This window comes from Arthrobacter sp. UYCu511 (genome assembly GCF_040547105.1).
Classification (GTDB): domain Bacteria; phylum Actinomycetota; class Actinomycetes; order Actinomycetales; family Micrococcaceae; genus Specibacter; species Specibacter psychrochitiniphilus.
Genome location: NZ_JBEPPB010000002.1, coordinates 151,762 through 176,342 on the forward strand (window position 1 = coordinate 151,762; position 24,581 = coordinate 176,342).

Sequence of the window (24,581 nt, forward strand, 5' to 3'; positions counted from 1 at the left end):
ACGGGGCACCGGCCGGGCGAGGTGCTTTAGCTGCGGCTGGCCTCGTTGACGCGCAACTGCAGGAGCGCCAGATCGATCAGCGGCACTGGCACACCCAACCCGGCGGCCCGGCGAGCGAAGTCGCCCACTATCTGCTCGCCCTCATGCGCCAGCCCGGCCGTCACATCCCGGTACAGCGACGAGGTGAACGTTGAGCCAGGCTCGGTAAGGAACGTGAGGTTACCCGCCTGCTGCGCTTGTGGCACCGGGTAGCCTGCTGCGGCAGAGACCGCAGCGGTCTGCGCCAGTACCGCCGCCACAAACTCCGGCCCTCCCGGCACCGCGGCAATGGACCCCACCGGTCCGCGCATGAGGCAAGTGGTGACCCCGGCAGCCACAATAAAAACCCATTTGTGCCACATGATGGCCAGCCCATTCGGCACAGCCACGGCTTCGAAGCCAGGCACGGAAATCTCGGCCAGCAGCGCCTGCACCCGTGCTGACACGGCGCCTTCCAGGGGACCGTCTTGGTCACCAATGCTCCAGCGCGCTAGCGGGTTGAGGATCGCAATGTCGCCGTCGGCGTTAATGGTGGAGACCAAATGCACCACGGAACCGATCACGGCGTCGGCACCAAACGCGGTGGCCAGCACCTCCATGTGCCCCATACCGTTTAGGAACGGCACAATGAGAGTGTCCGGCCCCACGGCCGGGGTCATGTCCACCATGGCTTGTTCCAGGCCGGGACCTTTAACGGTGACCAGGACCACGTCGAATATCTCATCAAGCGTCCCTGCCGTGAGGATACGGGGCGCACTACGGGTTTCACCTTCCGCGTCCACAATGCGCAAGCCGCGTTCCTGCAGGAATTGTGCACGTTTTTCGCGGACTAAAAAGCTCACATCCCGGCCGGCACGGGCCAACGCAGCGCCGAAGTATCCCCCAGTTGCACCGGCCCCTACTACGAGTATTTTCATGTGCCTATTTCCTTGCTGACACGTCGTCGGTGCCTTCGGTATTCATGCCAGGTGAGCAGCACAATGAGTGCGTCAAACACTGTCAAGATGATGAGCCCGGCCGAGGGCTGCACGCTCAGCTGATAGAGCTGGTAAAGGATGAACAGGCCAAGGACGGCGATCATCCAGGGGTACGCCCACAACTTATCCACGAGTAATGCGGCCACAAGGACCACTTTTACTATGCCATGAGCCAGCAGGTAGAAAGCGGCAAAGAGGACCACATGGTCGCTGAGCCCGGAGGCGCCCCGAAGGATGCGGTTGGCAATAAAATTATCCGGATCTTCGGTCAGTTCCGGCTGGGTGACCAGGACGGCAATCTCCTGGATTTTGGCCGGGGCTATGAAGAGCAGGAGCACGCCACCGAGCAGTTCCAGGACACCGTCCAAGCCTTTGATGATGATGCCGGCGACGAAGAGCCTGTCCCACCAATCGGTCATTTTGAGTATGCGCATCATTCCTCCAGCCGCATTCCTGCTTGGAGCCTAACACTGGGGCCTTGGCACTTGCCTAGCGGTTGATCAGCGATCTCACTTGGTCAAGCGTGTCTTCATACCGTTCCTGAACAATCCGCGTGTGCAGCCAAGTTTCGATGCTCCTGACCCCTGCCAAAGATCTGATCCGGGAAACTATTTCGTTGTATTGTTGCTGCGAGTCGGCTGCAATGGTGGCCACTAGGGAGAACCGGCCAATAGTCCGGGCAACGAATTCAACGCCATCCACGTCAGCCAGTAAGTTCACTACGTCTGCTGACGCATCACCAATGAGCGACAATCCACAGCCAAAGACGATGGACCCATTTATTCCGGCGCGGCGAGTAATGGCCCCAATCTGCATCACATTGGCATCAATAAGTCGCAACGCACGGGACCTGCACGTACTCATGGACACACCAATGGCTTCTCCAATTTCAGCAAACCCCCGACGCCCGTCCTGCTGGAGTATGCGCATAATATCAATGTCAATCTGGTCCAAGGACAACCGCTCTAGCACCGGCTCTTCACCTAAAAAGAGGCTGCGAATGACCTTCTCGTACAGGAGAACATTGACGGAAGAGACATCTGGTAGCCCACTGACAAAGGCCACAGTCTCATACAGTTCATTCATGGTGCTTACCCGCACCTCGGCCACCACTTGATGCGCACCCGTGGTTTCTGAGATGTAGACAGCAGAGTCAAGGGCCTCCACCCGGCGCAGGACGTCGTGACTGGGGCCTGAAATTTTCAAGGCCAAGTGAGCGAGCACTTCCAGCCCCAGCACTCGTGGGTGCACAGCGGCAATGACTTTCACCTTGCCCGAACCCAACAACTCGTTCACGTGAGAGGCCACGAGAGTGCGGTTGATTCCCACTGACTTAGCCAAGTCACTATATGATGCGCGCCCATCGGCTTGCAGCTGCTGCACAAGCATTCTGTCCATCTGATCCATTCACTCTTTATACCAGCTGCAGCAAGGTAACAGTCAAATAATTAACAAGAAACCTCAATAACGGAAGACTTGTCGAACAATTACTGAAAATCTCACACAGATTTAAGGCAAAGAGTCTCACATTCTAATAATTTGTTGACAACGAGTGTTTCGTGTCACACAATCGTTTAGACACCCTGCTAGCACAATCACCTGTGCTGCTCCCCCTTTCCCAGGAGAACTACAATGGCGAAATTCTTCAAACTTGCGGCTGCTGCCTCCATCAGCCTGCTAGCACTTTCGGGCTGCTCAACCTCTACCGGGGGGGACGCCGCAACAGGAAACAGCAACACCCCTGCAGACCTCGTCAAGGCCGGCCAAGTCACGCTGTGTATCGATCCGGAGTACCCTCCCCTTGAGTACTACGCGGATGGTTCCGGCGGAGACATTGTTGGCTTCGATGCCGACGCTGGCCGAGCGCTTGCCGACCACTGGGGCGTGAAGGTCAAATTTGAGGTGACCTCCTTTGACGGCCTGATGCCCGGACTGCAGACAGGACGCTGTGACATCATCCTCGGCGGGCTATACACCAGCCCGGCACGTTTGGAAGTAGCAGACGCCGCTCCCATCATGAACGCTGGCCCTGCAGCCCTTGCTGCACCAGCTTTGGCCAGTAAGCTCACCAGCAAACTCGATCTGTGTGGACGTAAGGTAGCTGCGCAGGCCGCGTCCAGCAACGCAGCAACGGTTCAGGCGATGGGCGAAGAGTGCAAGGCCGCTGGCAAGGGGGCCCCTATCGTCTCCGAGTATCCCAAGACCTCGGACACCGTCTTGGCTGTTCTCAATGGCAAGTCTGATGTGCTCGTTGAAACTAATGTGGCCGCCGCCTACATGGTCACGCAGAACAAGGGCAAACTCGAAATGGCCAGCCAAGTTTTTGACCCCGACACCACCTTCGGCGTCTTCACCAAGAAGGACAGCTCCATGACACCGGCCATTGCTGCCGCGTTCAAAGCCCTCAAAGAGGATGGCTCCTTGGCAGAAATCGCCAAAAAATACGATCTTGACCCAACCATTGTTGACGTCAAATAGGCGGATCTCCGCCTTTTTCTACCCTGCTTTCACGCACCAAACCATGGTGTTTGCCGGTCCTCACCTGGAAGTGGGCCTAGCCCACGATTCTCACGAGAGTGCATAGACAATGCTTTTTGATTCCAATATCTTCTTCGCGCAACTTGTCAGCGTTGACTACATGAGGGGCGCCGCCCTATCGGTGGCGGTGGCCATCGTTTCGCTGATTCTTGCCACAGTTATCGGCTTCTTCATGGCCGTCGGGCGTACGGCAAAACAGCCGTACCTGCGAGCCCCAGCCCACTTTTATGTGTGGTTCTTCCGTGCAATCCCCGCCTTGCTGGTACTGCTCATCATGTGGAACGCCCTGCCTCAAATCATTCCAGCCCTGCGTGCCGACTGGTTCTCACCGTTCATCGCCGCATCCGTGGGTCTGGGTTTGGTAGAGGCAGCATTCATGTCTGAAATCATCCGTTCAGCCCTGCTCAGTGTTGATGATGGCCAAGGACTCGCAGGACGCGCTTTGGGAATGTCCCCAGCCAAGGTCATGGTCAAGGTGGTGCTGCCACAGGCCATTCGGATTGCACTGCCGCCTACCGGAAATGAGTTCATCGGCCTGGTCAAATACTCCTCACTGGCCTCCGTGATCTCCTTGCGGGAGTTGCTCACCACCGCGCAGGTGGGAGTGAACATCACCTTCCGTTACGCCGAATACTATGCCGCCGCGATCGTCTACTACCTGGTGATCGTCTCGATCCTGTCCATTCTTCAGGGTCTCTTGGAAAAGAAGTTCGCTTGGACCTCAAAGTCCGCGAAGTCCAAGAAGTCCACTGAAGCCACTGTCCCCGCCCCCATGGGGATCTCATGATGCCGGCACCCCAACTTTCCCAGGAGCCCCTAATGACCCAGCAGCCCATCCTTCAAGTCCGGGACCTGCACAAGACTTATAACGGTAACCAGGTCCTCAAAGGCGTGGAGTTCGACATTGAGAAGGGCCAAGTCAAGGCCGTGCTGGGGCCTTCCGGCTCGGGTAAGTCCACCATGCTACGCCTGATGGCCCTGTTGGAGCCGGCCGATTCTGGTCAGATTTTACTCAAGGGAAGCAGAATTGGCAGCCGGGAGCACAAAGGCAAATCAGTGCACCTATCCGAGCGGACCCTGGCAATCCAGCGCCAAGAAGTGGGTATGGTATTCCAACGATTCAACCTCTTCCCTCACCTGTCAGCAGTTCGCAACGTCATGTTGGGGCTGACCAGTGTCAAGGGAATCTCGCACCACGAGGCACGCATTCAGGCACGGGATATGCTCCAAAAAGTTGGTTTGGACAACCGCGCTGACCACTACCCTTCCGAACTTTCCGGTGGACAGCAACAACGGGTGGCCATCGCCCGCGCTTTGGTCATGAATCCTTCAGTCATGCTCTTTGACGAGCCCACCTCGGCCCTGGATCCCGAGCTGGTCGGCGAGGTTCTTGAAGTCATGGAAAATCTCGCAGAATCTGGGATGACAATGATCGTGGTTACCCACGAGGTTCGTTTCGCCCGGCGTGTAGCCAACGAGGTCACCCTCTTTGATGGTGGCGTCATTGTGGAACAGGCCGAGCCTGAGGAATTTTTCACCAATCCGCAGCACGAGCGCACGAGGAAGTTCCTCAGCCATGTCCACTAGAACCGCCACAACCATCGCTGCAGAATCTGACAGCGCTGTTGAGTCAGTGAACAAGACCCTGCGTGCTGTCTACACGGACATGGACGACGTCGACTTCCGCGCCGGTGTAGACCGGCTCCGTGAAGGAGGATTCGAGGTTGACTACCTCAACACCTCAGATTCTGCACAAATCATGGCCCAAGCCCCTGACGCTACGGCTCTGTTGGTGGGTTACGCGGAAGTAACCGCCGTCATGATGGATGCCATGCCTTCGCTGCGGATTATTGCGCTGCTGTCCATGGGCTTTAACAATGTTGATATTGAGGCGGCACGTGAGCGTGGAATTTGGGTCACCAATATTCCCGGCGCGGCCACGGAGGAAGTAGCAACGCACGCGTTGGCACTCACCCTCTCCCTGACTCGCGGCCTTACTTTTTACAGTTCCGCAGTGCAATCCGGGCAATGGAATGCCCGTGATTCCACCGTCCCACCACGGCTGAGTCAAACCCGTTTAGGAATTCTGGGGTTGGGCCGTATTGGCACTCGACTCGCCGAACTCGGAGGCGCCCTTTTTGGCGAAGTGGTGGGCTACGATCCCGTCCTTCCGGACACTCCGGTGATCCGACAGCAGCTGGCTGCAGCCGGCATTCGGCGCACTTCTTTAGAAGAAGTGCGTTCCACCTCAACGGTGCTGTCCTTGCACATGCCGCTGACCCCAGAAACTGAAGGCATGGTCGACGCCGCGTTCTTGGCCCAGATGCCACAGGGCTCCTACCTGATCAACGTCAGCCGGGGCGCATTGATAGATTCACAGGCCTTGCGTGAGAGCGTCAACGCCAAGCATTTGGCCGGTGCAGGCCTGGATGTGCTGGACGAAGAACCACCCACCGTCAGCGGCCATCCACTGCTAGGTAACCCGCGCATTCTCATCACACCCCATGTGGCTTACCTTTCCGATTTCACGGACGCTGAGTATGTTCGCCAACAGGCCCAGAACGTACTCTCTTGGGCGGCTCAAGGGCGCCCAGACTCCCCCGTTCTTGAATTGCTTTAGCTCATCCTCAACCGCCCCCGATTCTTGGGAGAGAAGATTTTGCGTAAACTCAACGCCTTCGAGCACCGCCCGTACGGCCACCGCCCTGTCATTGTTACAGCCGAGCACATCCACACCATGGATTCCTCCTACCCCAGCGCGGAAGCCTTCCTGCTGATCGGTTCGGAAATTGCTGCCGTCGGTAGCATCCAGGAATGCCGTGAAACAGCGGCACTGCACGGCAGCCAGGAACCTGAAATCCGGGACTTCGGCGCAGCCACTGTGGTCCCCGGATTCATTGACGCTCATGCGCACCCTTTGATGTATGGACAAATGATGAGCTGGGTGGATTGTGGCCCGGCCCAAGCCACAACCATTCCCGAGATTGTGGCCTTGCTTGTGCAGGCTGCTGAAAAAACCCCCAACGGACTGCCCGTACGCGGTTTTGGTTATGAACACCGCAACCTTCTCGAGGGTCGTCACCCCACACGCCACGAACTTGATGCCGTGGCCACGGACCGGGAGGTGTATTTGATGAACGCTTCTGGTCACGGCGGCGTTGTCAACTCCTACACTCTGACCCTCAACGGTGTCACTGCTGAGACCCCCAACCCTCAAGGTGGGGAATTCTTCCGCGACGCTAACGGCGAACTGACCGGCGAACTTTCCGACGCAGCGTGCAACATCCTCACCGGTGTCTCCGGCGTCAAAATTGGTCACCACGGACCCAACTTCCACCTTGCTGACGAACCGGGCGAACATTTACGCCAGCTGGGTCTCGCCCAGGAAAGTTTCCTTTCCGGCGGTGTCACCAGCATCGGTGACGCTCAAGTTTCACGCCGCGAATTCGACATGTACCTTCGCTTGGCCGCAGAGAACCAGCTCAAGGTTCGGGTCAGTATGTACTTGCTCTCTCACCTACTAGAGGACGCTCTTGAGATGGGTTTGCACGGACAGTTTGGCAATGCCCGGTTAAGCTTTGCTGGCATCAAGCTCTACGCTGACGGGACGCTCGGTGGGTGGACCGCCTACTTCCCTGACGGGTATGTTGGCGATCCCTGCCGCACTGGCCAGCTCTACCATGAGCCTGCTGCGTACAAGGCTTTGATCGCGAAAGCACACGCGGCTGGTCTGCAAACAGCAACCCATGCACAGTCTCCCACCGCCATTGAAATGGTCATCGACGCCATAGAATCGGCGCTGGTTCAGCGCCCCGACGCAGACGCCCGGCACCGGATTGAACACTGTGGTTTACCCACAGGCGAACAAATTAGCCGTATGGCCCACTCCGGGATCCGCCCCGTCAACCAACCCCAGCACTACTACAACTGGGGTGAAGGCGTTCAGCAAGCTATTGGCACCCCGGGGGAACGTTTCAACCCACTCGGGGAGTTCATTGAAGCGGGAGTACCCGTCACTATCAGCTCCGATGCCCCGGTGGCAGAGCCGCGCCCCCTGGAGGCCATTCAGGCCGCCGTCACCCGTGTCACCCGCAACGGTCACAAACTGGGCCCGGATAACTTGTGCATCACAGTTGCACAAGCCTTGGCCGGGCATACCATCAACGCCGCCACAGCTTTGGGCCGCGAAGATGATCTGGGCTCACTGACCGTGGGTAAGAAAGCCGATTTTGCTGTCCTCACAGGTGATCCTTTGAGTACTGCCGCCCATGAAATTTCAGCCATCACCGTGCTCCAAACCTGGATCGATGGGACGTGCCAGTTTACGGCTGAGCCAGACTCGGCAAGCCACGAGTCCACAGGTACCCCCACACTTCACACCGTGAATTCGTAAGAAGGAACACCATGCAAACCCAATCCACGGCAATTACCCCTTTAGAGGACAACGTGCAGGTCACCAACAATGCTGGCTATGCAGTGCTCAAGACGCTACGCAACTACGGCATTGACACGATCTTTGGAATTCCCGGCACTCACAACCTTGAGTTCTACCGCCATTTGGCCCCTTTGGGCATCCACCCTGTCACAACCCGCCACGAGCAAGGCGCAGGATATGGCGCCGACGGGTGGGCCCAGCAAAAGGGACTGCCAGGCGTGGTGATCACCACCTCTGGACCTGGACTTCTCAATGCCCTCTCCGCCGCCGGGACTGCCTACTGCGAATCCCGTCCACTGATCATCCTCTCCCCCGGCGTACCAGAGGGTGAGGAATTTGCCGATATCGGTTCTTTACATGAGACAAAGAATTCCACGGCAGCAGCGGGTGCCATTGTTCAATGGAGCCGCCGAGTTCACTCCGCCACGGAAGCTGTGGCCGCCGTCCATGACGCGTTCGAGATATTCCGCTACGGCCGCCCACGCCCGGTCCATATAGAGGTGCCGCTGAACATCCTCGAGTCTCTCTCCGATTGCCCCGAAGATTTGCTTCAGGCACGGCCACGCCGGCAAGGCGCCCAGGCGGATGCCACATCCCTTGCAACGGCTGTGCACCTTTTGAAGGCTGCGCAGAACCCCGTCATCCTAGCCGGTGGCGGTTCCATCCCCGCCGGAGCAGCACTGGCGGCTCTGGCGGAAGCGTTGCAGGCACCCGTGGTGACCACTCTCAACGGCAAAGGCGCAGTTCCCGAATCCCATCCTCTGGCGCTGGGCTCTGATATCCGCCTCCCCGCCGCCCAGCAATTGTGCAACCGTGCCGATGTGTTGCTGGTGATCGGTTCTAAAGTGGGTGAGTCTGAACTGTGGGGTGGGAATATCACCCCTAGTGGCCCCGTCATCCGGGTAGATATTCTTGCCTCCCAAGCCAACAAAAACCTCGCCTCTGACCTCGCACTCATTGGCGACTCGGCCGCCATCGTGACTCAATTACTCCATGAGATCGGTTCCCCTGAGCGCCCCGTTGTCAACCTTGCACCGGTCCGGGAAGAACTGCGCAACCAAGCCAGGGCGTTGTCTCCGGAGTTAAGCCGTATTGCTGAGGAAGCCGCCGCGGTTTTGCCGTCCAACACCATTGTTGGCGGCGACTCTTCGCAAATCACCTACCTGGGCACGGCGTCGTTCATTCCCCAAGAATTCCCGCACTCCTTCCTCTACACACCGGCCTACGCCACGCTGGGATACGGGCTCCCAGCCTCCATCGGAGCCAAGATCGCAGCTCCAGAACGTCCCGTTGTGTGCATCGTGGGCGACGGCGCTCTCATGTTTGCTGTGCAAGAACTCATCACGGCCGTGGAGCAGCGGCTAGATCTTGTAGTGGTGTGTGTGGATAACGGCGGTTATGCCGAAATTCGTTCCAATGAAGCAGACCGCGGCATCCCCGCTGTGGGTGTGGATCTAGTTCAACCGAACTGGGCAGCCCTTGCCACCGCGTTTGGCGGCACCGGTCACGCCATCACCCGCGCCGCTGATTTCGCACCGACCCTGCACGCCGCACTGCAGGGGCGTGGATTGCACGTTCTGCACGTGCCTGTGAGTTTATTCAACGCCGCATCCTAAATACCCCGGAACTTCTCCCTTCAACGCCTGAATCAGGAAAAACCATGACACTTGCATCTCCACATTTGACTGCAGCGCCCGAACTGACAGCGGTGGCCAAGACAACCGCCCAACAATGGATTACCGAGAATATGCCCCGGCTCTCCACCTGGCACAAGCACATTTGGGATCTGGCAGAACCTGCCTGGCGCGAATACAAGTCAGCCAGCTGGTACGTGGAGCTGCTACGCGCCGAAGGCTTCACCGTTGAAGCTGGCAGCGCAGACATGCCCACTGCCTTCAGCGCCCAGTGGTCTTGCGGCGATGGCGGTCCGGTCCTTTTGACTTATGCCGAGTACGACGCCGTGCCAGGGAATTGTCAGTCAGCCTCCACCGAGCAGTCCCCGCGCGAGGATCTGAGCCCGCACGCACCCGGTCACACCGACCCTCACTCAGCACTGGGTATCTCCACTTTGGCCGGCCTCCTCGGCACCAAGCACGCCATGGAAGTACACGGAATCGCCGGAACCTTGAAGTACACGGGCGAACCTGCCGAGAAAGTGCAGGGATCCAAGGTGGTTCATGGCCTGAGAGGCTACTACGACGGCGTGGACGCCATTGTCAGTTTCCACCCGTTTTACATGCTGCCGCTGTGCAACACTGCCCGCTGGGATACCCAGTGTGGTAGCTACTACAGCAAGGTGTACACCTTTATCTGTGATGAGCCGGAGACGTGGCAGCTCAATGCGAATCCCAACTCGCCCATCCCGGCGTCACACTCGGCAGCCCGTGCACCCGGCGCTAACGTCGCCTTGATGAGCATGTACACCTCCTCCCGCGTCATGCAGGACGCCATGCTGCCCAGCTTTGGTGGGTGGAGCCTGTCCGACGCCATTTTCACTCAGGGCCAGGCCACTGCCGATAACCTGCCGGCCCGGATTGCACAGATCCAGTACTCTTGGCGCTGCCCCACCTTGGAAATGGCCGACCACGTCTTGGCAGTACTTGACCGCAACGCAGAACATGCCGCCGCCATGGCCCACTGCAAGCTGAGCACCACGTGGGTGGCACGCAACCGCCCTGGCCGCACCAACCATGTCCTGGCGCAAGCGCTGTACAACAACTTAGAAGGTGTTGGAGCTCCCTCTTACGGTGAAGAAGCCATTGCTGCAGCCCAGCAGATCCAGCGCACCTTGGGACTCGAGCCCATGGACAGGCCGTTCCTTGACGAGTGCGAGGCTCTGATCAGCCCGCAGGACGCTGAAGCGGCTTTGCGTGAGCATCTTGCTCCATGGCAAAAGAACTGGACCAGCGACGACTATGTAGAGATGACCCACTATGCCCCCACGGTGCGCTTCTATGTTTCGCGTCCAGCGTTGAAACCAGCACCAGGTCAGGGCGCATATCCCGGCTGGGTGATGAACGCTCTGGGCGGCATCCCCGCAACCATTGATCCCACGATCGACGTTGCTGGTAAAACCATTGCCGGAACATTCGTAGATTTGCTCACTCGCCCGGAAATTGTGCAGCAGGCCAAGAGTGAGTTTGACACGCGTGTGGCGCAGGATCCCATGCCCGTGCTCTTGCCAGCAGATTTCATGCCGCCCACTGAGTTCGCGTGGCCTGACTACTCTGCAGCACCCGACGGCGAACGAGTCTGGTACCCCAAAACCTCAAGATAGCAGCGTTTCCAGCCACCACCGATGAACAGGATCACCCGTGTCTCACACTTCAGCACCCAGTACCCAGACTCTGCGCTACAGGGTAACCAATCCCAGCAGCGGCGCCGTGATCCAAGAGTTTCTCACGGCCACGGACACTGAGGTGCAGGAAGCCCTGGCTTCATCGGAGCAGGCTTTCACAACATGGCGGCACGTACCGATAACCGAACGTGCCGCCGTGATTGCCCGCATTGGCGCACTCTTCTTAGAACGTAAGGATGAGTTGTCAGCGATAGTCACCGAGGAAATGGGAAAACGTCTTTCTGAAGCCGTGGGTGAGGCGGAATATTCTGCTGAAATCTTTAATTATTACGCCAAGGAGGGGCCTGGCTTAGCCGCGGACCAACCTATTAAAGCGATCAACGGTGACCGCGCCGTCATTCAAAAGCGGCCGGTTGGTCCATTGCTGGGGATTATGCCGTGGAACTACCCGTATTATCAGGTAGCCCGGTTTGCCGCCCCCAACCTCATGCTCGGTAACACCATCATTCTCAAGCATGCAGAGAACTGCCCGCGCTCTGCTCTAGCTATTGAGCAGCTCATGCGCGACGCCGGCCTCCCGGCTGGCGCCTACATCAACTTGTTCGCCACACATGGACAAATCGAAAGTATCATCGCGGACTCCCGCATCCAGGGCGTGTCCCTGACAGGTTCCGAACGGGCCGGGGCTGCCGTGGCCCAAACCGCCGGGCGCCATCTGAAAAAGGTGGTACTGGAATTGGGTGGCTCGGACCCGTACCTTGTCCTTTCCAGCGCTGATGTGGCGGCCTCCGCCCGGGCAGCATTCAGTACCCGGATGGAAAATGCTGGTCAGGCATGTAATTCCAACAAGCGGATCATCGTTATGGATGAGCTCTACGATGAGTTTGTCCAGGAATTAGCCGACCAAGCCAAAGCATTACAGCCTGGTTCACCCGAACTAGAAGAGGACGGAACGTATGTTCCGCTGTCTTCAGCTGCCGCTGTTACTGGACTGCTGAACCAAATTAATGACGCCACGGAAAAAGGCGCGGTTCTTCATGCAGGTGGTTTTCAGGCGGACCGACCCGGGCACTACTTGGCACCGACGGTTTTGACCGGCGTCACAGCAGATATGAGGGCATTCGGGGAAGAGCTTTTTGGCCCTGTTTTAATCGTCTACAAGGTCTCAAATGAAGCCGAGGCTGTGGCACTCGCCAACAATTCTGAGTTCGGTTTAGGCGGGGCTGTCTTTAGCACTGACACAGAGCAGGCATTGGCCGTGGCCCAGCAAATCCATTCCGGAATGGTGGCCATCAATACCGCTGGAGGGGAAGGGGCAGGCATGCCGTTTGGCGGGGTGAAGCGATCCGGGTTCGGGCGGGAACTGGGTCCTCTGGGGATGGAAGAATTTGTGAATAAACAATTGCTCTACGTGGCTGCGACCAGCTGAACTGCTGCGCTGGAAAGCATTCTCCCCCGCTCAATGGTTGACGAAAGCTCTGTTGCGGCGGAAGCTAGGGAGTGGATGGCACCTGCTGCGCCTCAGTGGACAGACACCGCCCAAGTTGCACAGTCGCGGCCCGTACGGGGCGCACAAATCCGGCACCAGTCAACGGCTTTTTTGTAATTGGGGTGTTTCGTGGAACAGGTCTCGGCAGAGCTGCTCAGCACGGTCCGCAAGGTTATCGCCGTCCACCTTGCCTACAAGTCCCGGGCAGAACAGCGCGGGCGGATCCCCTCACATCCGTCGTATTTCCTCAAGGCCCCTTCCTCACTGAGCCTCAGCGGTTCGGTGGTGGAGCGGCCGGTGGGCTGTGAATTACTCGCCTTCGAAGGCGAAATCGCGCTCGTCATCGCCAAGGCAGCACGGCGGGTCAGCCCCGCAGAAGCCTGGTCCCACATTGGGCACGTCACCGCAGCGAACGATCTTGGCGTGTATGACCTCAAATATGCGGACAAGGGCTCCAACGTCCGGTCCAAGTCCGGCGATGGTTTCACACCGCTGGGTCCGGGCCTCATTCCCGCCGCCGGGCTCGATCCCCATGCCCTGCGGCTGCGCACGTGGCTTAATGGGGAACTGGTCCAGGATGACACCACCGCTGGCCTGCTCTTCTCTTTCAGCCAGATCGTGGCCGATTTATCCCAGCTCATGACCCTGGAACCCGGGGATGTCATCCTCACGGGCACCCCTGCCGGATCCTCTGTGGCCGTACCCGGAGATGTCCTTGAGGTTCAGCTCGACTCCCCCGGAACGGGTCCATCTACCGGCTTATCTACCGGCCGGCTGCGCACGTCAGTGGTGCAGGGCTCCGGGGAGTGGGCCGGCTATGGCGATGTACCCCGCATCAGCGATGCTGACAGGGTGGACGCGTGGGGTTCTGCTGAAGCCGCCGGGCTGGCTTCCACTTCCACTTCCACAGCTCTCAGTGCTGAACTTCAGCAGAAACTGATAAGTGTTGGCACGGCCACCCTCAGCTCCCAACTGCGCAAACGCGGCTTTAACAACATCCATATTGAGGGCTTGTCCTGCACTAAAGCCGGGCTGAGGATCGCCGGAACGGCCCGAACCTTACGCTTTGTGCCCTTTCGCGAGGACTTATTCGCAGCTCACGGCGGCGGCTTCAACGCCCAAAAACGCGCCATTGACTCGCTCAATGACGGGGAGGTCCTGGTCATGGAGGCCCGCCGGGACCCCACCGCGGGGACACTGGGGGATCTTCTGGCCCTGCGCGCCCAGGTCCGGGGCGCGGCGGCCATAGTGACAGATGGCGGAGTCCGGGACCTCACCGAGATCGCCGCCCTGGACATTCCCGTCTTTCATCACGGCACCCACCCGGCCGTCCTGGGCCGCCGCCACGTCCCGTGGGACACGGACCTGACCATCTCCTGCGGCGGGGCCACCGTCCAGCCGGGGGACATCATTGTGGGCGATGACACCGGCGTGCTGGTCATCCCGGCGTCGTTGGCGCAAGAGGTAGCGGACGCTGCCATCGCTCAGGAATATGAAGAGAAGTTCATTGCCGAAATGGTGGCTCAGGGCCACGGCATGGACGGCCTGTTCCCCATGAACGCCACGTGGCGGGCCACGTTCACGGAGTGGGAGTCCAGCCACAGCGAGCAGAAAGGCGGCCTAGGATGAGCGGCCATTTCATCCCGGACGGCCTGCCCGCCCACATCCGGCACTACATTGACGGCCAATCCGTGGACTCGGTGGGCGGGGAGAGATTCCATGTGCTGGATCCGGTGACCAACGCAAACTACGCCACCGCCGCCGCCGGACAGAAAGCGGATATTGCGCTGGCCGTGACAGCCGCAACGCGTGCCTTCCGTGAGGGACCGTGGCCGCATATGAAGGCCCGGGAGCGGGCCCGGATCCTGAACAAGGTGGCAGACGCCATCGAGGACCGCGAGGACCGGCTGGCCGAGCTGGAAACCTTCGACACCGGTCTGCCCATCACCCAGGCTCGCGGCCAGGCCCGGCGCGCGGCGGAAAACTTCCGCTTCTTCGCGGATCTGGTGGTGGCCCAGTTGGACGATGCCATGAAGGTCCCCGGTGCGCAACTCAACTACGTCAACCGTAAACCGGTGGGGGTTGCCGGGCTCATCACGCCCTGGAATACGCCGTTCATGCTGGAATCCTGGAAGCTGGCGCCCGCGCTTGCCGCTGGCTGCACGGTGGTGCTCAAACCCGCCGAATTCACGCCTCTGTCAGCGTCGTTGTGGGCCGGTATCTTCGAGGAGGCGGGCCTGCCTCAGGGCGTGTTCAACCTGGTCAACGGTCTGGGCGAGGAGGCTGGGGACGCGCTGGTGAAACACCCTGGCGTGCCACTGATCTCCTTCACCGGCGAGACCACCACGGGTCAGACCATCTTCCGCAACGCAGCCACAAATCTGAAGGGGCTCTCCATGGAATTGGGCGGCAAAAGCCCGTGCGTGGTCTTTGCCGATGCAGACCTGGACGCCGCGATCGATTCCGCCCTTTTCGGTGTGTTCTCCCTCAACGGCGAGCGCTGCACGGCAGGTTCGCGGATCTTGGTGGAGCGGCCCATTTATGACGAGTTCTGTGAGAAGTTTGCTGCCCGCGCCCGGAACATTGTGGTGGGCGATCCTCACAACCCTGCCACCGAGGTGGGTGCGCTGGTGCACCCGGAGCACTACGCCAAGGTCATGAACTATGTGGAAATTGGCAAGTCCGAGGGCCGGCTGCTGGCCGGTGGTGGGCGCCCCGCGGGCCTGGACACCGGAAACTATGTGGCACCCACCGTGTTTGCCGATGTTGGCCCCGAATCGCGGATTTTCCAGGAGGAGATCTTCGGCCCCGTGGTTGCCATCACCCCCTTCGAGGACGACGCCGGGGCGCTGGCTTTGGCCAATGGCGTCAAGTATGGTTTGGCCGCCTATGTGTGGACGAACAATCTTAGGCGCGCCCACACCTTCGCCCAAGCCCTGGAAGCGGGGATGGTGTGGCTGAACAGCCACAATGTGCGGGATCTACGCACCCCTTTCGGCGGTGTGAAGGCCTCCGGGCTGGGGCACGAGGGCGGCTTCCGCTCCCTTGACTTCTATACGGACCAGCAAGCTGTGCACATCACCTTGGGCAGCGTAAACACCCCGAAGTTCGGAGCCTTGCCATGAGCGCTGCCGACCCGCAAACCCCTGTCCCGGATATTGTCCGCTGCGCCTATGTGGAACTTGTTGTCACCGATCTTGGCGCCTCCCGAGCCTTCTATGTTGACCTCCTGGGCCTGCATATCACCCGTGAGGAGCCGGGCGCCCTGTACCTGCGCACTCTGGAGGAGTTCATCCACCACAACCTGGTGCTGCGTCTTGGCCCCGTGCCCGCCCTGGCTGTTGCAGCGTTCAGGGTCAGGACGCCGGCGGACGTCGATGCTGCTCAGGCGTATTACACGGCGCTGGGCTGCCGCACCGAGCGGCGGCGGGAGGGCTTCGTTGCCGGGATTGGTGACTCCGTCCGGGTGGAGGACCCTTTGGGGTTCCCGTTCGAGTTCTTCTACGAGGCCGCACACGTGGAGCGGCTGACCCGGCGCTATGACCTTGCCTCGGCCGGGGAACTGGTTCGCCTGGACCACGTCAACCTTGTCACGGCCGAGGTTGCCCGCGGCCGGGATTACTTAGAAGGGCTGGGTTTTCGGGTCTCCGAAGACATCCGGGACTCGGCCGGCACCACCTATGCGGTCTGGATGCACCGGACCCAAACCGTGCATGATATCGCTCTGACAGGCGGTGCCGGGCCACGCCTGCACCACATCGCCTTCGCAACGCATGAGAAGCACAACATCTTGCACATCTGCGACAAAATGGGCGCCCTGCGCATCTCCGCGCGGATTGAGCGCGGACCCGGCCGGCACGGGGTCTCCAACGCTTTTTACCTGTACATCCTTGACCCTGACGGACACCGCGTGGAGATTTACACGCAGGACTACTACACGGGAGATCCGGACAATCCGGTGGTTAGCTGGGATGTCCATGACAACCAGCGCCGCGATTGGTGGGGCAACCCGGTAGTCCCGTCCTGGTATACAGAGGCCTCCCCGGTTCTGGATTTGGCAGGCCAACCCCGGCCGCTGCACATACTGGCCGGAGCATCCGAACAAAGCATCGCGGTTGGTGCCGACGGTTTTTCCTACACCCGCGACGACAGCGGCCGGGGCTTCAAGCTGGGAGAGCAGCTGTGAACCGTACTCACCGGCGTCCTCTTAGCCCGGCAGGGGCAAGTTCTTGCCGCCCGCTTCGCGGGTGCCCGAAGCCACTCCGGCGCGGAATATGCCCCTGCCGGGACTGCGCCGCGAGCGAGAAGGAGACAGCTCATGCTTGACGATGCAACGCTTACCGGGATTGCCGACGAACTCGCGGAGGCGGCACGGACTCGGGTGCCGGTCCCCCTGCTGAGCGTTCGCTATCCCGGCATGAGCGTGGAGGACGCCTACCGGGTGCAAAAGCTGTGGCGTCAGCGCGGTGAGGCTGCCGGAAGGGTCGTGGCCGGGCACAAAATTGGGTTGACTTCCCGCGCCATGCAGCAGGCCACCGGTATTAGTGAACCCGATTACGGCATCATCTTTGAAGACGCCATCCTAGAAACGGGGCGTACGCTTCCCTGGCAGCAGTTCACCCACCCCAGGGTGGAAGTGGAGCTCGCATTCTTGCTCAAGGAAGATCTTGTTGGCCCTGGCATCACCCTGATCGATGTTCTGCGTGCCACCGACTACGTCACCCCAGCCCTGGAAATCCTCGATTCCCGGGTAGAGATGGAGTGGCGCACCATAGTTGACACCATCAGTGACAACGCCGCCCTCGGTGCCGTAGTGGTGGGCGGCAACCCGGTGAAACCGGACGCCATTGATCTGCCGTGGGTATCCGCCATCCTGCTCCGCAACGAGGTGGTGGAGGAGACGGGTGTTGCCGCCGGCGTGCTGGGTCACCCTGGGCGGGGCGTGGCCTGGCTGGCCAACAAGCTGGCCGTCCACGGCGAGTCACTCAGGGCCGGGGAACTGATCCTGGCAGGATCCTTCACCCGCCCACTCTGGGTTGCCGCCGGCGATACCATCCATGCCGATTTCGGAATGCTAGGGAGAGTCACATGCCGCTTCGAATCAGCCCCGATCCTTCACTAAAGGACGCGCTCGCCGCCACCAGCAGGCCGCTGGTGGGCATGTGGGTGTGTTCCGGCAGCGCCCTAGTGGCGGAGATTTGTGCCGGAGCCGGGCTAGACGCCGTAGTGATCGACGGCGAGCACAGCCCCAACGGGCTCGAGGGAATCCTGGCCCAGTTGCAGGCGGTGCACGGCTACCCGGTCACGGCCGTGGTGCGCCCGCCGGTCAACGACACCGTAATCATTAAGCAGTATTTGGACTTGGGTGCGCAGTCGCTGCTGATCCCGATGGTCCACACCGTGGCCGATGCCGAGGCCGCCGTGGCTGCGGTCCACTATCCTCCGCGCGGGGTACGCGGGGTGGGCTCGGCCTTGGCCCGGTCCTCGCGCTGGAACCGCATCCCTGACTATGTTCAACGCGCCGGGGATACCGTGAGCCTCATGGTACAAATTGAATCGGCCCAGGCCGTGGAGAACGTGGCTGGGATCCTGGCTGTGGACGGGGTGGACGCCATCTTCGTGGGACCGGCCGATCTCGCCGCCTCCATGGGATTGCTGGGAGCGCAGGAACACCCCACGGTGATGGCGGCCGTGGAGCAGTGCATTGCCGCGGCGAAGGCAGCCGGAAAGCCGGTGGGTGTGAACGCATTTGCTCCGGCCACTGCCCAGTACTACATCGACGCCGGGGTGGACTTCATCCTGGTGGGCGCCGATGTCACCCTTCTGGCCAGGGGCAGCGAGGGTCTGGCCTCAGCGTTCATTCCCAAACGCGTAGGCCGCCCCTTGCTGTGAGCTCATCGGGTGCACGGCTCATCCTTTTGCGGTCGCCTCCAGAAAACGGGCTGTGCGCCTAAAATCACGAAATAGCAAAGCAATCCCGATTATCCCTACGCCGGAGGCCACCACCCCTATCCATACGAACATCTCGTCCCGTCCCGCCCAGTTGAGCGTTTGGGAGGCGAACATCAACGGGTAGGCCGGCATGATGATCAGTTGTGTGGCCAAGCCCTTGAGGCGTTGAACCCCAGCAGCCCGGACCACCGGTAAGTGCTCCCGCTCCAGAGGTGCCTTCCCGGTAATCTGCGCAGTGATGTTCTTGCGTTCGCTCTCTGCCAACCGAAACAATACATCTAGGGTGTTGAGCCGAACGGCGGGTGCCACCTTCTTAGCGTTGTAGATCAATCCGCCCACGAACGCACCCAACGTGGACAGTAGAAGCCCCACGCTCAGATAGTTCGCCCAATCGGCCGCAGTAGTTCCGAAAAGCAAGATCCCGCCACCGATTCCGAGAACCAGCAAGGCAAGGAAACCAACAGGGAAATACCGCAAGTAGTAGCTTCTGACGGCGCGCCCCAGGCAAACGTCTTCGACGCCGTCGGCCCTCTTCATGGCTCACTGCCACCGTTCATTGGACTCGGCCAAGAGATCGTCAAGTCCGCTCATCCTGTTCCTCCCCACCAGACGCTGTTTTGCCCTGCCATACCATCATCGTTGTGCCGTGCCAACAAAAGATAGGGCTTATGCTGACTCTGCCTTCTTGGGTTTCCTGGCTTTCATGGACAAGCTCGGCGTACCGTGCTGACATGTATCCATGCACCCTTCGGGACGGGACAAAAAGATCAGGGCAACTGCTGGCTTGGCCATCATTGCTTTGTCGTTCTTGTCGATGGTCATGATCTACTTGTCCGGGCTCAATCTCTGGAGCGCAATTCCACTCGCGGTTATCTACGGTCTCCAGGCGCTGTTTACGCTGGGCGCCGGCGTCTATCTTTGCAGTGGTTGGCGCAAGGCAGGAGCCTTGGAACTGATTACCGGCCGGTGGCGCCTCATTGGATTGGCCGCTTTTGGTTTGGTGGGAACGGCCGCAGTCATCTTCGGATTCTCGGCGGGCCCAGATGCACTCATCACCACAGCCCTGTGGCCCAATATGGTGGCGTTGTGGATTCTTTTGAGCTTCAGACCCATGACCGCCCGCTTCCCACGCGAGGAACAGTGGACCAGCTCGCTCTCCGGCGAAGCCGCCTGGGTCTCACTGACCGAGGCGTTCCACCAGCCGGGGTTGATTGCAACAACGGCAGGCCAGGACCTCTGGCTCAAGATCAGTAAAGATTGGGCTGGCGGGACTTGGCAGCACGAGGACGCCGCCCGCTATATGAAAGTCAGGCCTGAGATCCATTTCAGGATCGATGAAATCCGCGGCGAAACCCGTATCACCGCCCACAGTGACGACAGTGCAGTGGGAGGTATGTTCGACGAGCTGAAGCTCATGGAGGAAATGAGCAAGACTGCAGTAGAACTGGCCCAGCAGGCAACCCGCGCAAACGCGGGTGAGCACAGTTAACCGTGCGCCAGCATGATGGGGGCGAAAAATGCTGCCAGCCCTGCCGTGTCGCTCAACGGCAGCACGTTCGCCACGTACTGGTCCGGGCGGACCACTACGACGGCGCCGGAGCGGCTGATCCCGCGGGCTTCGAAAATGTCGCGTGACGGGTCCGTGGCATAGACCAGTTCGTAGTCAATGAGCCCAAAAGGGCCGGTGCGTGGCATGAACACTTCCGGAACTTGGCCCAGCTCCACACCCTCAAAGTCCTGCTGGGTAATAAGTTTTACATCAAACACGGCATCGGAGTCCCCCTCCGGTGGCGTGTACTTGAGCAGCGGCGACTCAGGATTGTGAGAGAGCCAGTGTGCCCACTCCGACAGGGCTGACTGCTCGCCAATGGCGGGTTCATCGGCGAAGGCGTAGATGCGCCACCGCCCATCGGCCCGGTGGTGGTGACCCAACTGCACCGGGTTTGCATCCGCAACCCTAACCACTGGCGCAGACTTAAAGCGCTTGCCGAGGGGAAAACCCGTGGCCAGTTCCTGATGCGTTGCTGGTGCGGTGATCATGGAGGGCTGGTACTGGGTCATGAAGCCTGCCGGGAACTCGAAGGTGCGCACATAAAAGTCCTCCAACTCGGTGGCATCCGCCATGTCCTCGGGCCGCATGGCCATCAGCTTGGACCATTCCAAATCGAAGTCAATGAGGTTCTTGGCAATGACCTGGCGCTCGGCCGAATACGTGGCCAGCAGCGACGCCGGGCTGCGCCCGGCCAACACATGCGCAATCTTCCACGCAAGGTTGAAGCCGTCCTGCATGGAGACGTTCATGCCCTGGCCCGCCTTGGCACTGTGCGTATGGCAGGCATCCCCTGTGATGAACACGCGCGGAAGGCGAGTGCCGAGCAACTCCAGTGGGACGTCGTCGAACCTGTCAGTCAGGCGGTGCCCCACCTCGTAAACGCTGGTCCAGGCCACGCTGCGCACATCCAGTGTGTAGGGGTGCAGGATCTTGTTGGCCTTGGCGATGATCGTTTCGATGCTGGTGCTGCGCACGGTGTGCGAACCGTCTTCTGGCACCTCACCGAGGTCAACGTACATGCGGAACAGGGAGCCGCCCTCGCGCGGAATGAGCAGGATGTTCCCGCCATCACCGGACTGGATGGCGCATTTGGCGCGAATGTCCGGGAAATCAGTGACGGCCAGAACATCCATGACACCCCATGCGTGGTTCGCGTGGATGCTGCTGTGCTTTGCCCCAATGGATTCGCGCACGGCACTGTGCGCCCCGTCCGCACCCACCACGTACTTCGCCCGGACCACACGTTCTAATCCGGTTTGCGCACCATGGGTACCCACCAGCGTCACAGCGACAGGAAAGTCTCCATGGTCCTCGATTTTCAGGGTGCGCAACTCCCAGCCGTAGTCGGGGCGGATGCGCGCCGGGGAGTTGGCCATGACCTCAGCAAAGTAGTCCAGCACGCGCGCCTGGTTGACAATAAGGTGCGGGAATTCGCTGATCCCCGTGGTGTCATCCGGGGCGCGGGCCGCCCGGGCAATGCGGGTGTGATCAGCCGGGTCAGGTTTCCAAAACACTGTGGCAGTAATCCGGTACGCCTCGGTGATGATGCGCTCGGCGAAACCAAACGCCTGAAACGTCTCCACGCTGCGGGCTTGGATACCGTCCGCCTGGCCAATCTCCAGGCGCCCGCCGCGTCGCTCCACAATCCGGGTGTTGATGAACGGGAATGCACCAAGTGCGGCCGCAGTGATCATGCCGGCAGGTCCCGAGCCCACAATGAGCACGTCCATCTCATCCGGCAGTTCCGCCGGACGGCCAATACCCGTCCCTTCCGCGGCCTTGACGCGTGGGTCCCCGGACACGTAACCGTGCTGGTGGAATTGCATGTACTTCCTCCCTGCCTGTGTGGCGCCCGCACCTTCATCATGTGCCCCTGGGGCAGTCCAATCAAGGGGCTTTGGCGCACCCGTGGCGGCAGTCCGGTATGGAGCAGATCCTCAGCCGCGGCAAAGCAGCGTTACGGCAGCCGGGCGGCGTGGGCGGCCGCGGCCGCCAACAGCTCCGGCACTCCCGCCTCGAGCGCGGCGCCGAACCTCTCACCATCTGCCCGTTCCCCGTTCTTCCATCGCGTGTAAATGGCCTCACTGAAAATGGCTGCCTTCCACAGCGCCAGCGCCTCATACCAGGGCAATGCGGAAAGGTCCAGATTAAAATGCGCGTTGTACCGTGCCGCCATGCCCGCACGGTCCAGGTATCCCGGCAGAGCCGTCACGGGCGAAAGTTCCAGCAAGGTGGCAGTGGAGCCTGCCTGCGAGTACGTGGCACTGAGGTACCCCAGATCAGCCAATGGATCACCCACGGTGGCCATTTCCCAGTCCAGCACCGCTTTCACCTGGGCGGGACCCTGCCTGGCAAACATCAGATTTCCCAGCCGGTAGTCCCCGTGGATCACGGCATGGCGCTGGGTCTCTGGACGGTTCTCCTCCAACCACCGGGCCAGCTGCGCCACTTCGGGAAGTTCACGTGTTGCCACTAAGTCCCACAACCCCGCAAACCGCGCCACCTGACGTTTCAGGTAGCCCTCGGGGCGCCCAATCTCTGCCAGCGGACCACTAGTAGCGTCCACGGAATGCAGCTTCACCAGCATGTCTGCTGCCGCTTCGCTCGTAGCCCGGCGCTGCGCCAGCGTATCCAGGTGCGCCGGCACGGCGTCTGTAACCACCTCCCCGTCAACGAATTTCATGATGTAGAACGGCACTCCCAGCACGTTGGCATCGGCACATGTAGCCAGAATTTTCGGCACCGGAATGCCCAGCGGCGCTAGCAGCGATTGGATGCGTGCCTCACGGACCATGTCATGGGTAGAGGGCGGCAAGGGTGGGCGAGGTCCCCGGCGAAGCACCACGTGCGCCCCGCGCCGTTTAATCCTGAACGTCACGTTGGATTGCCCCTCGCCAATACGGCGGGCGTGGACTGGCCCTGTCCCGAGGTGGCAGGCATCAAGGAATTCCGCCACCCGGTCAAGGATCAGCAGTGGCGGTGACTGCGCCCTTGCCGCATCTTCAATGGTTTGCACAATATCCATCGGGACCCCCATTAGCGTTCTCCCTCGTGGCTGACAGCCGTGCCCTGGAACGGTTCTCCGCCGGCAACGGCACGGCGCCGCTCAGCGGCAGCACGGCGTGCAATGGCCCATTTATGAGTTTCCGTGGAGCCGTCATAGATCCGGAACGGGCGGACTTCATTGAGGTACTGCATCAGTGGCAACCCGTCAGAGACGCCGTCTCCGCCGCACAACTGCACCGCCCTGTCCATGACCCGGTACACCGCCTCGGAGCAGTGCACTTTGGCCACTGAGGAGAGTGCCGAACCCGCCTTCGCATCTACGGCAAGCAGGCGCGCACACTTGGCGATGATGGCATCAGAGGTCTCAATGTCCATCACGGACTGCGCAATCATGTCCTGCGCAATGCCCAGCTGGGCAAGGTGCGCACCGAATATCTCCCTGGTATTGGCGCGGTCAAGCATGATGTCCATGGCTCGCCGGGCCAAGCCCAGCCAACGCATGCAGTGGGTCAGCCGGGCAGGGCCCAACCGCACCTGGGCGTATTGGAAGCCAAGGCCCGCTTCCCCGAGGACACCGGAGTCCGGGACTAGAACGTCCTCAAAGTGGAGATGGGAATGCCCGCCAGGGAGGTAGGTGTCCATGGTGTGGATGGGGGCGCCAAGCCGTACGCCGGGAGTGTCCATGGGCACCAGGAACATTGAGGCACCTGTGCTGGCCCCGTGCGCACCGTCAGCTGCGTCTGCGTCCGTGCGCGCCATGACAATGGCGAACCCGGCGAGCGTAGCACCACTGGTGAAGCGCTTGTGCCCGTTGATCCGCCAGCCGTTGCCGTCCCGCACAGCCGTGGTGGCTAGTGCTGCGGGATCGGACCCGGCGCCGGGGTGTGGCTCCGTCATGGCAAAGCAGGAGCTGATGTCTCCGGCGGCCAGCGGGGCTAGGAAACGCCGTTTCTGCTCCGCTGTGCCGATCAGGTTCAACATGTGCATATTGCCCTCATCCGGTGCCATGGCGTTAAGCACCGCCGGACCGATAGGTGAGTAACCGGCTTCCTGAAACACCGGTGACCAGTGCTCCACGGCCAGTCCCTGCCCACCGAATTCCACCGGTACGTGCGGGGCGAAAACCCGGGCCGCCCGGGCAGCAGCCGCTAAGTCACGGCGCACCGAAACGTTTAGTGCCTGCCCCGGCCGGGGTTCGGCAGGGATCACCGTTTCACGGATGAATTGACGCGTGCGTGCCCGGAGATTTTCCACGGCCTCCGGGTATTGCCCCTCTGGTGGTGTACTGTTCATGA

Annotated in this window: 21 protein-coding genes; 14 read left to right on the forward strand and 7 right to left on the reverse strand. The window is 60.5% G+C overall.

Features of this window, described 5'->3' with window-relative positions:
• Positions 1-26: 26 nt before the first annotated feature.
• The 3 genes from ABIB48_RS04025 to ABIB48_RS04035 form a co-directional block, all read right to left on the reverse strand.
• Entirely contained in the window at positions 27-956 is a 930-nt protein-coding gene (locus tag ABIB48_RS04025) for a 2-dehydropantoate 2-reductase (protein WP_110105070.1), read from the reverse strand.
• Entirely contained in the window at positions 953-1,435 is a 483-nt protein-coding gene (locus ABIB48_RS04030) for a DUF2127 domain-containing protein (protein WP_354212213.1), read from the reverse strand. Before ABIB48_RS04030 ends, ABIB48_RS04025 begins: the two co-directional genes overlap by 4 nt.
• A 70-nt stretch (positions 1,436-1,505) precedes the next feature.
• A complete protein-coding gene (locus ABIB48_RS04035) occupies positions 1,506-2,423 on the reverse strand; it encodes an Lrp/AsnC family transcriptional regulator (RefSeq protein WP_110105072.1) in 918 nt (305 codons plus the stop codon).
• A 225-nt stretch (positions 2,424-2,648) separates the two neighbouring features.
• Between ABIB48_RS04035 and ABIB48_RS04040 the strand changes: the two genes are divergently transcribed.
• The 13 genes from ABIB48_RS04040 to ABIB48_RS04100 all read left to right on the forward strand — a co-directional run bounded on the left by ABIB48_RS04040 (position 2,649) and on the right by ABIB48_RS04100 (position 18,668).
• Positions 2,649-3,494 carry a transporter substrate-binding domain-containing protein gene (locus ABIB48_RS04040; protein ID WP_354212214.1) on the forward strand — a complete coding sequence of 282 codons (846 nt, stop codon included), beginning with the start codon at positions 2,649-2,651 and terminating at the stop codon, positions 3,492-3,494.
• Positions 3,495-3,603: 109 nt separating this feature from the next.
• Positions 3,604-4,341, forward strand: coding sequence for an amino acid ABC transporter permease (locus ABIB48_RS04045; RefSeq protein ID WP_110105074.1), 738 nt, complete (start codon positions 3,604-3,606; stop codon positions 4,339-4,341).
• Between the two features lie 32 nt (positions 4,342-4,373).
• Positions 4,374-5,141, forward strand: a complete 768-nt coding sequence (locus tag ABIB48_RS04050) for an amino acid ABC transporter ATP-binding protein (protein WP_110105075.1) — start codon at positions 4,374-4,376, stop codon at positions 5,139-5,141.
• The gene (locus ABIB48_RS04055; RefSeq protein WP_110105076.1) at positions 5,131-6,174 is read left to right on the forward strand and encodes a C-terminal binding protein; all 1,044 of its coding nucleotides are present in this window, start codon (positions 5,131-5,133) and stop codon (positions 6,172-6,174) included. The genes ABIB48_RS04050 and ABIB48_RS04055 overlap by 11 nt, the downstream gene beginning before the upstream one ends.
• Before the next feature lie 39 nt (positions 6,175-6,213).
• Positions 6,214-7,947, forward strand: coding sequence for an amidohydrolase (locus ABIB48_RS04060; RefSeq protein ID WP_245932057.1), 1,734 nt, complete (start codon positions 6,214-6,216; stop codon positions 7,945-7,947).
• 11 nt (positions 7,948-7,958) lie between these two features.
• Positions 7,959-9,605 (forward strand): thiamine pyrophosphate-binding protein, encoded by a 1,647-nt coding sequence (locus tag ABIB48_RS04065; RefSeq protein WP_354212215.1) that lies wholly within the window; start codon positions 7,959-7,961, stop codon positions 9,603-9,605.
• 44 nt (positions 9,606-9,649) lie between these two features.
• On the forward strand, positions 9,650-11,266 hold the full coding sequence (locus ABIB48_RS04070) for a zinc-binding metallopeptidase family protein (protein WP_110105078.1): 1,617 nt from the start codon (positions 9,650-9,652) through the stop codon (positions 11,264-11,266).
• A gap of 37 nt (positions 11,267-11,303) precedes the next feature.
• Positions 11,304-12,716 (forward strand): NAD-dependent succinate-semialdehyde dehydrogenase, encoded by a 1,413-nt coding sequence (locus tag ABIB48_RS04075; protein WP_110105079.1) that lies wholly within the window; start codon positions 11,304-11,306, stop codon positions 12,714-12,716.
• Positions 12,717-12,905: 189 nt separating this feature from the next.
• Positions 12,906-14,405, forward strand: coding sequence for a fumarylacetoacetate hydrolase family protein (locus tag ABIB48_RS04080; RefSeq protein ID WP_354212216.1), 1,500 nt, complete (start codon positions 12,906-12,908; stop codon positions 14,403-14,405).
• On the forward strand, positions 14,402-15,901 hold the full coding sequence (gene hpaE / locus ABIB48_RS04085) for a 5-carboxymethyl-2-hydroxymuconate semialdehyde dehydrogenase (protein WP_354212217.1): 1,500 nt from the start codon (positions 14,402-14,404) through the stop codon (positions 15,899-15,901). The genes ABIB48_RS04080 and hpaE overlap by 4 nt, the downstream gene beginning before the upstream one ends.
• Positions 15,898-16,962, forward strand: a complete 1,065-nt coding sequence (gene hpaD / locus ABIB48_RS04090) for a 3,4-dihydroxyphenylacetate 2,3-dioxygenase (RefSeq protein ID WP_354212218.1) — start codon at positions 15,898-15,900, stop codon at positions 16,960-16,962. Before hpaE ends, hpaD begins: the two co-directional genes overlap by 4 nt.
• Positions 16,963-17,094: 132 nt before the next feature.
• Complete coding sequence (gene hpaH / locus ABIB48_RS04095) at positions 17,095-17,898, forward strand: 2-oxo-hept-4-ene-1,7-dioate hydratase (protein WP_354212219.1); 804 nt, start codon at positions 17,095-17,097, stop codon at positions 17,896-17,898.
• Entirely contained in the window at positions 17,865-18,668 is an 804-nt protein-coding gene (locus tag ABIB48_RS04100; protein WP_179442318.1) for an HpcH/HpaI aldolase family protein, read from the forward strand. Before hpaH ends, ABIB48_RS04100 begins: the two co-directional genes overlap by 34 nt.
• Before the next feature lie 18 nt (positions 18,669-18,686).
• On the opposite strand, the gene ABIB48_RS04105 is transcribed toward ABIB48_RS04100, so the two are convergent.
• On the reverse strand, positions 18,687-19,265 hold the full coding sequence (locus ABIB48_RS04105) for a hypothetical protein (protein WP_354212220.1): 579 nt from the start codon (positions 19,263-19,265) through the stop codon (positions 18,687-18,689).
• A 202-nt stretch (positions 19,266-19,467) separates the two neighbouring features.
• Between ABIB48_RS04105 and ABIB48_RS04110 the strand changes: the two genes are divergently transcribed.
• On the forward strand, positions 19,468-20,217 hold the full coding sequence (locus ABIB48_RS04110; RefSeq protein ID WP_110105086.1) for a hypothetical protein: 750 nt from the start codon (positions 19,468-19,470) through the stop codon (positions 20,215-20,217).
• Here the strand turns inward: ABIB48_RS04110 and ABIB48_RS04115 are convergent.
• The 3 genes from ABIB48_RS04115 to ABIB48_RS04125 all read right to left on the reverse strand — a co-directional run bounded on the left by ABIB48_RS04115 (position 20,214) and on the right by ABIB48_RS04125 (position 24,579).
• Complete coding sequence (locus ABIB48_RS04115; RefSeq protein WP_110105087.1) at positions 20,214-22,106, reverse strand: FAD-binding monooxygenase; 1,893 nt, start codon at positions 22,104-22,106, stop codon at positions 20,214-20,216. The two genes, ABIB48_RS04110 and ABIB48_RS04115, sit on opposite strands and share 4 nt — an antisense overlap.
• 131 nt (positions 22,107-22,237) lie before the next feature.
• On the reverse strand, positions 22,238-23,305 hold the full coding sequence (locus tag ABIB48_RS04120) for a phosphotransferase family protein (protein WP_315914012.1): 1,068 nt from the start codon (positions 23,303-23,305) through the stop codon (positions 22,238-22,240).
• Positions 23,306-23,316: 11 nt separating this feature from the next.
• Positions 23,317-24,579, reverse strand: coding sequence for an acyl-CoA dehydrogenase family protein (locus ABIB48_RS04125; protein ID WP_354212221.1), 1,263 nt, complete (start codon positions 24,577-24,579; stop codon positions 23,317-23,319).
• Between the last annotated feature and the right edge of the window lie 2 nt (positions 24,580-24,581).

What these genes read in the sequence shown, in the direction of transcription:
- ABIB48_RS04025 (WP_110105070.1), bottom strand. Translation starts at nt 956, where the DNA reads ATGAAAATACTCGTAGTAGGGGCCGGTGCAACTGGGGGATACTTCGGC.
- ABIB48_RS04030 (WP_354212213.1), bottom strand. Translation starts at nt 1,435, where the DNA reads ATGACCGATTGGTGGGACAGGCTCTTCGTCGCCGGCATCATCATCAAA.
- ABIB48_RS04035 (WP_110105072.1), bottom strand. Translation starts at nt 2,423, where the DNA reads ATGGATCAGATGGACAGAATGCTTGTGCAGCAGCTGCAAGCCGATGGG.
- ABIB48_RS04040 (WP_354212214.1), top strand. Translation starts at nt 2,649, where the DNA reads ATGGCGAAATTCTTCAAACTTGCGGCTGCTGCCTCCATCAGCCTGCTA.
- ABIB48_RS04045 (WP_110105074.1), top strand. Translation starts at nt 3,604, where the DNA reads ATGCTTTTTGATTCCAATATCTTCTTCGCGCAACTTGTCAGCGTTGAC.
- ABIB48_RS04050 (WP_110105075.1), top strand. Translation starts at nt 4,374, where the DNA reads ATGACCCAGCAGCCCATCCTTCAAGTCCGGGACCTGCACAAGACTTAT.
- ABIB48_RS04055 (WP_110105076.1), top strand. Translation starts at nt 5,131, where the DNA reads ATGTCCACTAGAACCGCCACAACCATCGCTGCAGAATCTGACAGCGCT.
- ABIB48_RS04065 (WP_354212215.1), top strand. Translation starts at nt 7,959, where the DNA reads ATGCAAACCCAATCCACGGCAATTACCCCTTTAGAGGACAACGTGCAG.
- ABIB48_RS04070 (WP_110105078.1), top strand. Translation starts at nt 9,650, where the DNA reads ATGACACTTGCATCTCCACATTTGACTGCAGCGCCCGAACTGACAGCG.
- hpaE (WP_354212217.1), top strand. Translation starts at nt 14,402, where the DNA reads ATGAGCGGCCATTTCATCCCGGACGGCCTGCCCGCCCACATCCGGCAC.
- hpaD (WP_354212218.1), top strand. Translation starts at nt 15,898, where the DNA reads ATGAGCGCTGCCGACCCGCAAACCCCTGTCCCGGATATTGTCCGCTGC.
- hpaH (WP_354212219.1), top strand. Translation starts at nt 17,095, where the DNA reads ATGCTTGACGATGCAACGCTTACCGGGATTGCCGACGAACTCGCGGAG.
- ABIB48_RS04100 (WP_179442318.1), top strand. Translation starts at nt 17,865, where the DNA reads ATGCCGCTTCGAATCAGCCCCGATCCTTCACTAAAGGACGCGCTCGCC.
- ABIB48_RS04105 (WP_354212220.1), bottom strand. Translation starts at nt 19,265, where the DNA reads ATGAAGAGGGCCGACGGCGTCGAAGACGTTTGCCTGGGGCGCGCCGTC.
- ABIB48_RS04110 (WP_110105086.1), top strand. Translation starts at nt 19,468, where the DNA reads ATGCACCCTTCGGGACGGGACAAAAAGATCAGGGCAACTGCTGGCTTG.
- ABIB48_RS04115 (WP_110105087.1), bottom strand. Translation starts at nt 22,106, where the DNA reads ATGCAATTCCACCAGCACGGTTACGTGTCCGGGGACCCACGCGTCAAG.
- ABIB48_RS04120 (WP_315914012.1), bottom strand. Translation starts at nt 23,305, where the DNA reads ATGGATATTGTGCAAACCATTGAAGATGCGGCAAGGGCGCAGTCACCG.
- ABIB48_RS04125 (WP_354212221.1), bottom strand. Translation starts at nt 24,579, where the DNA reads ATGAACAGTACACCACCAGAGGGGCAATACCCGGAGGCCGTGGAAAAT.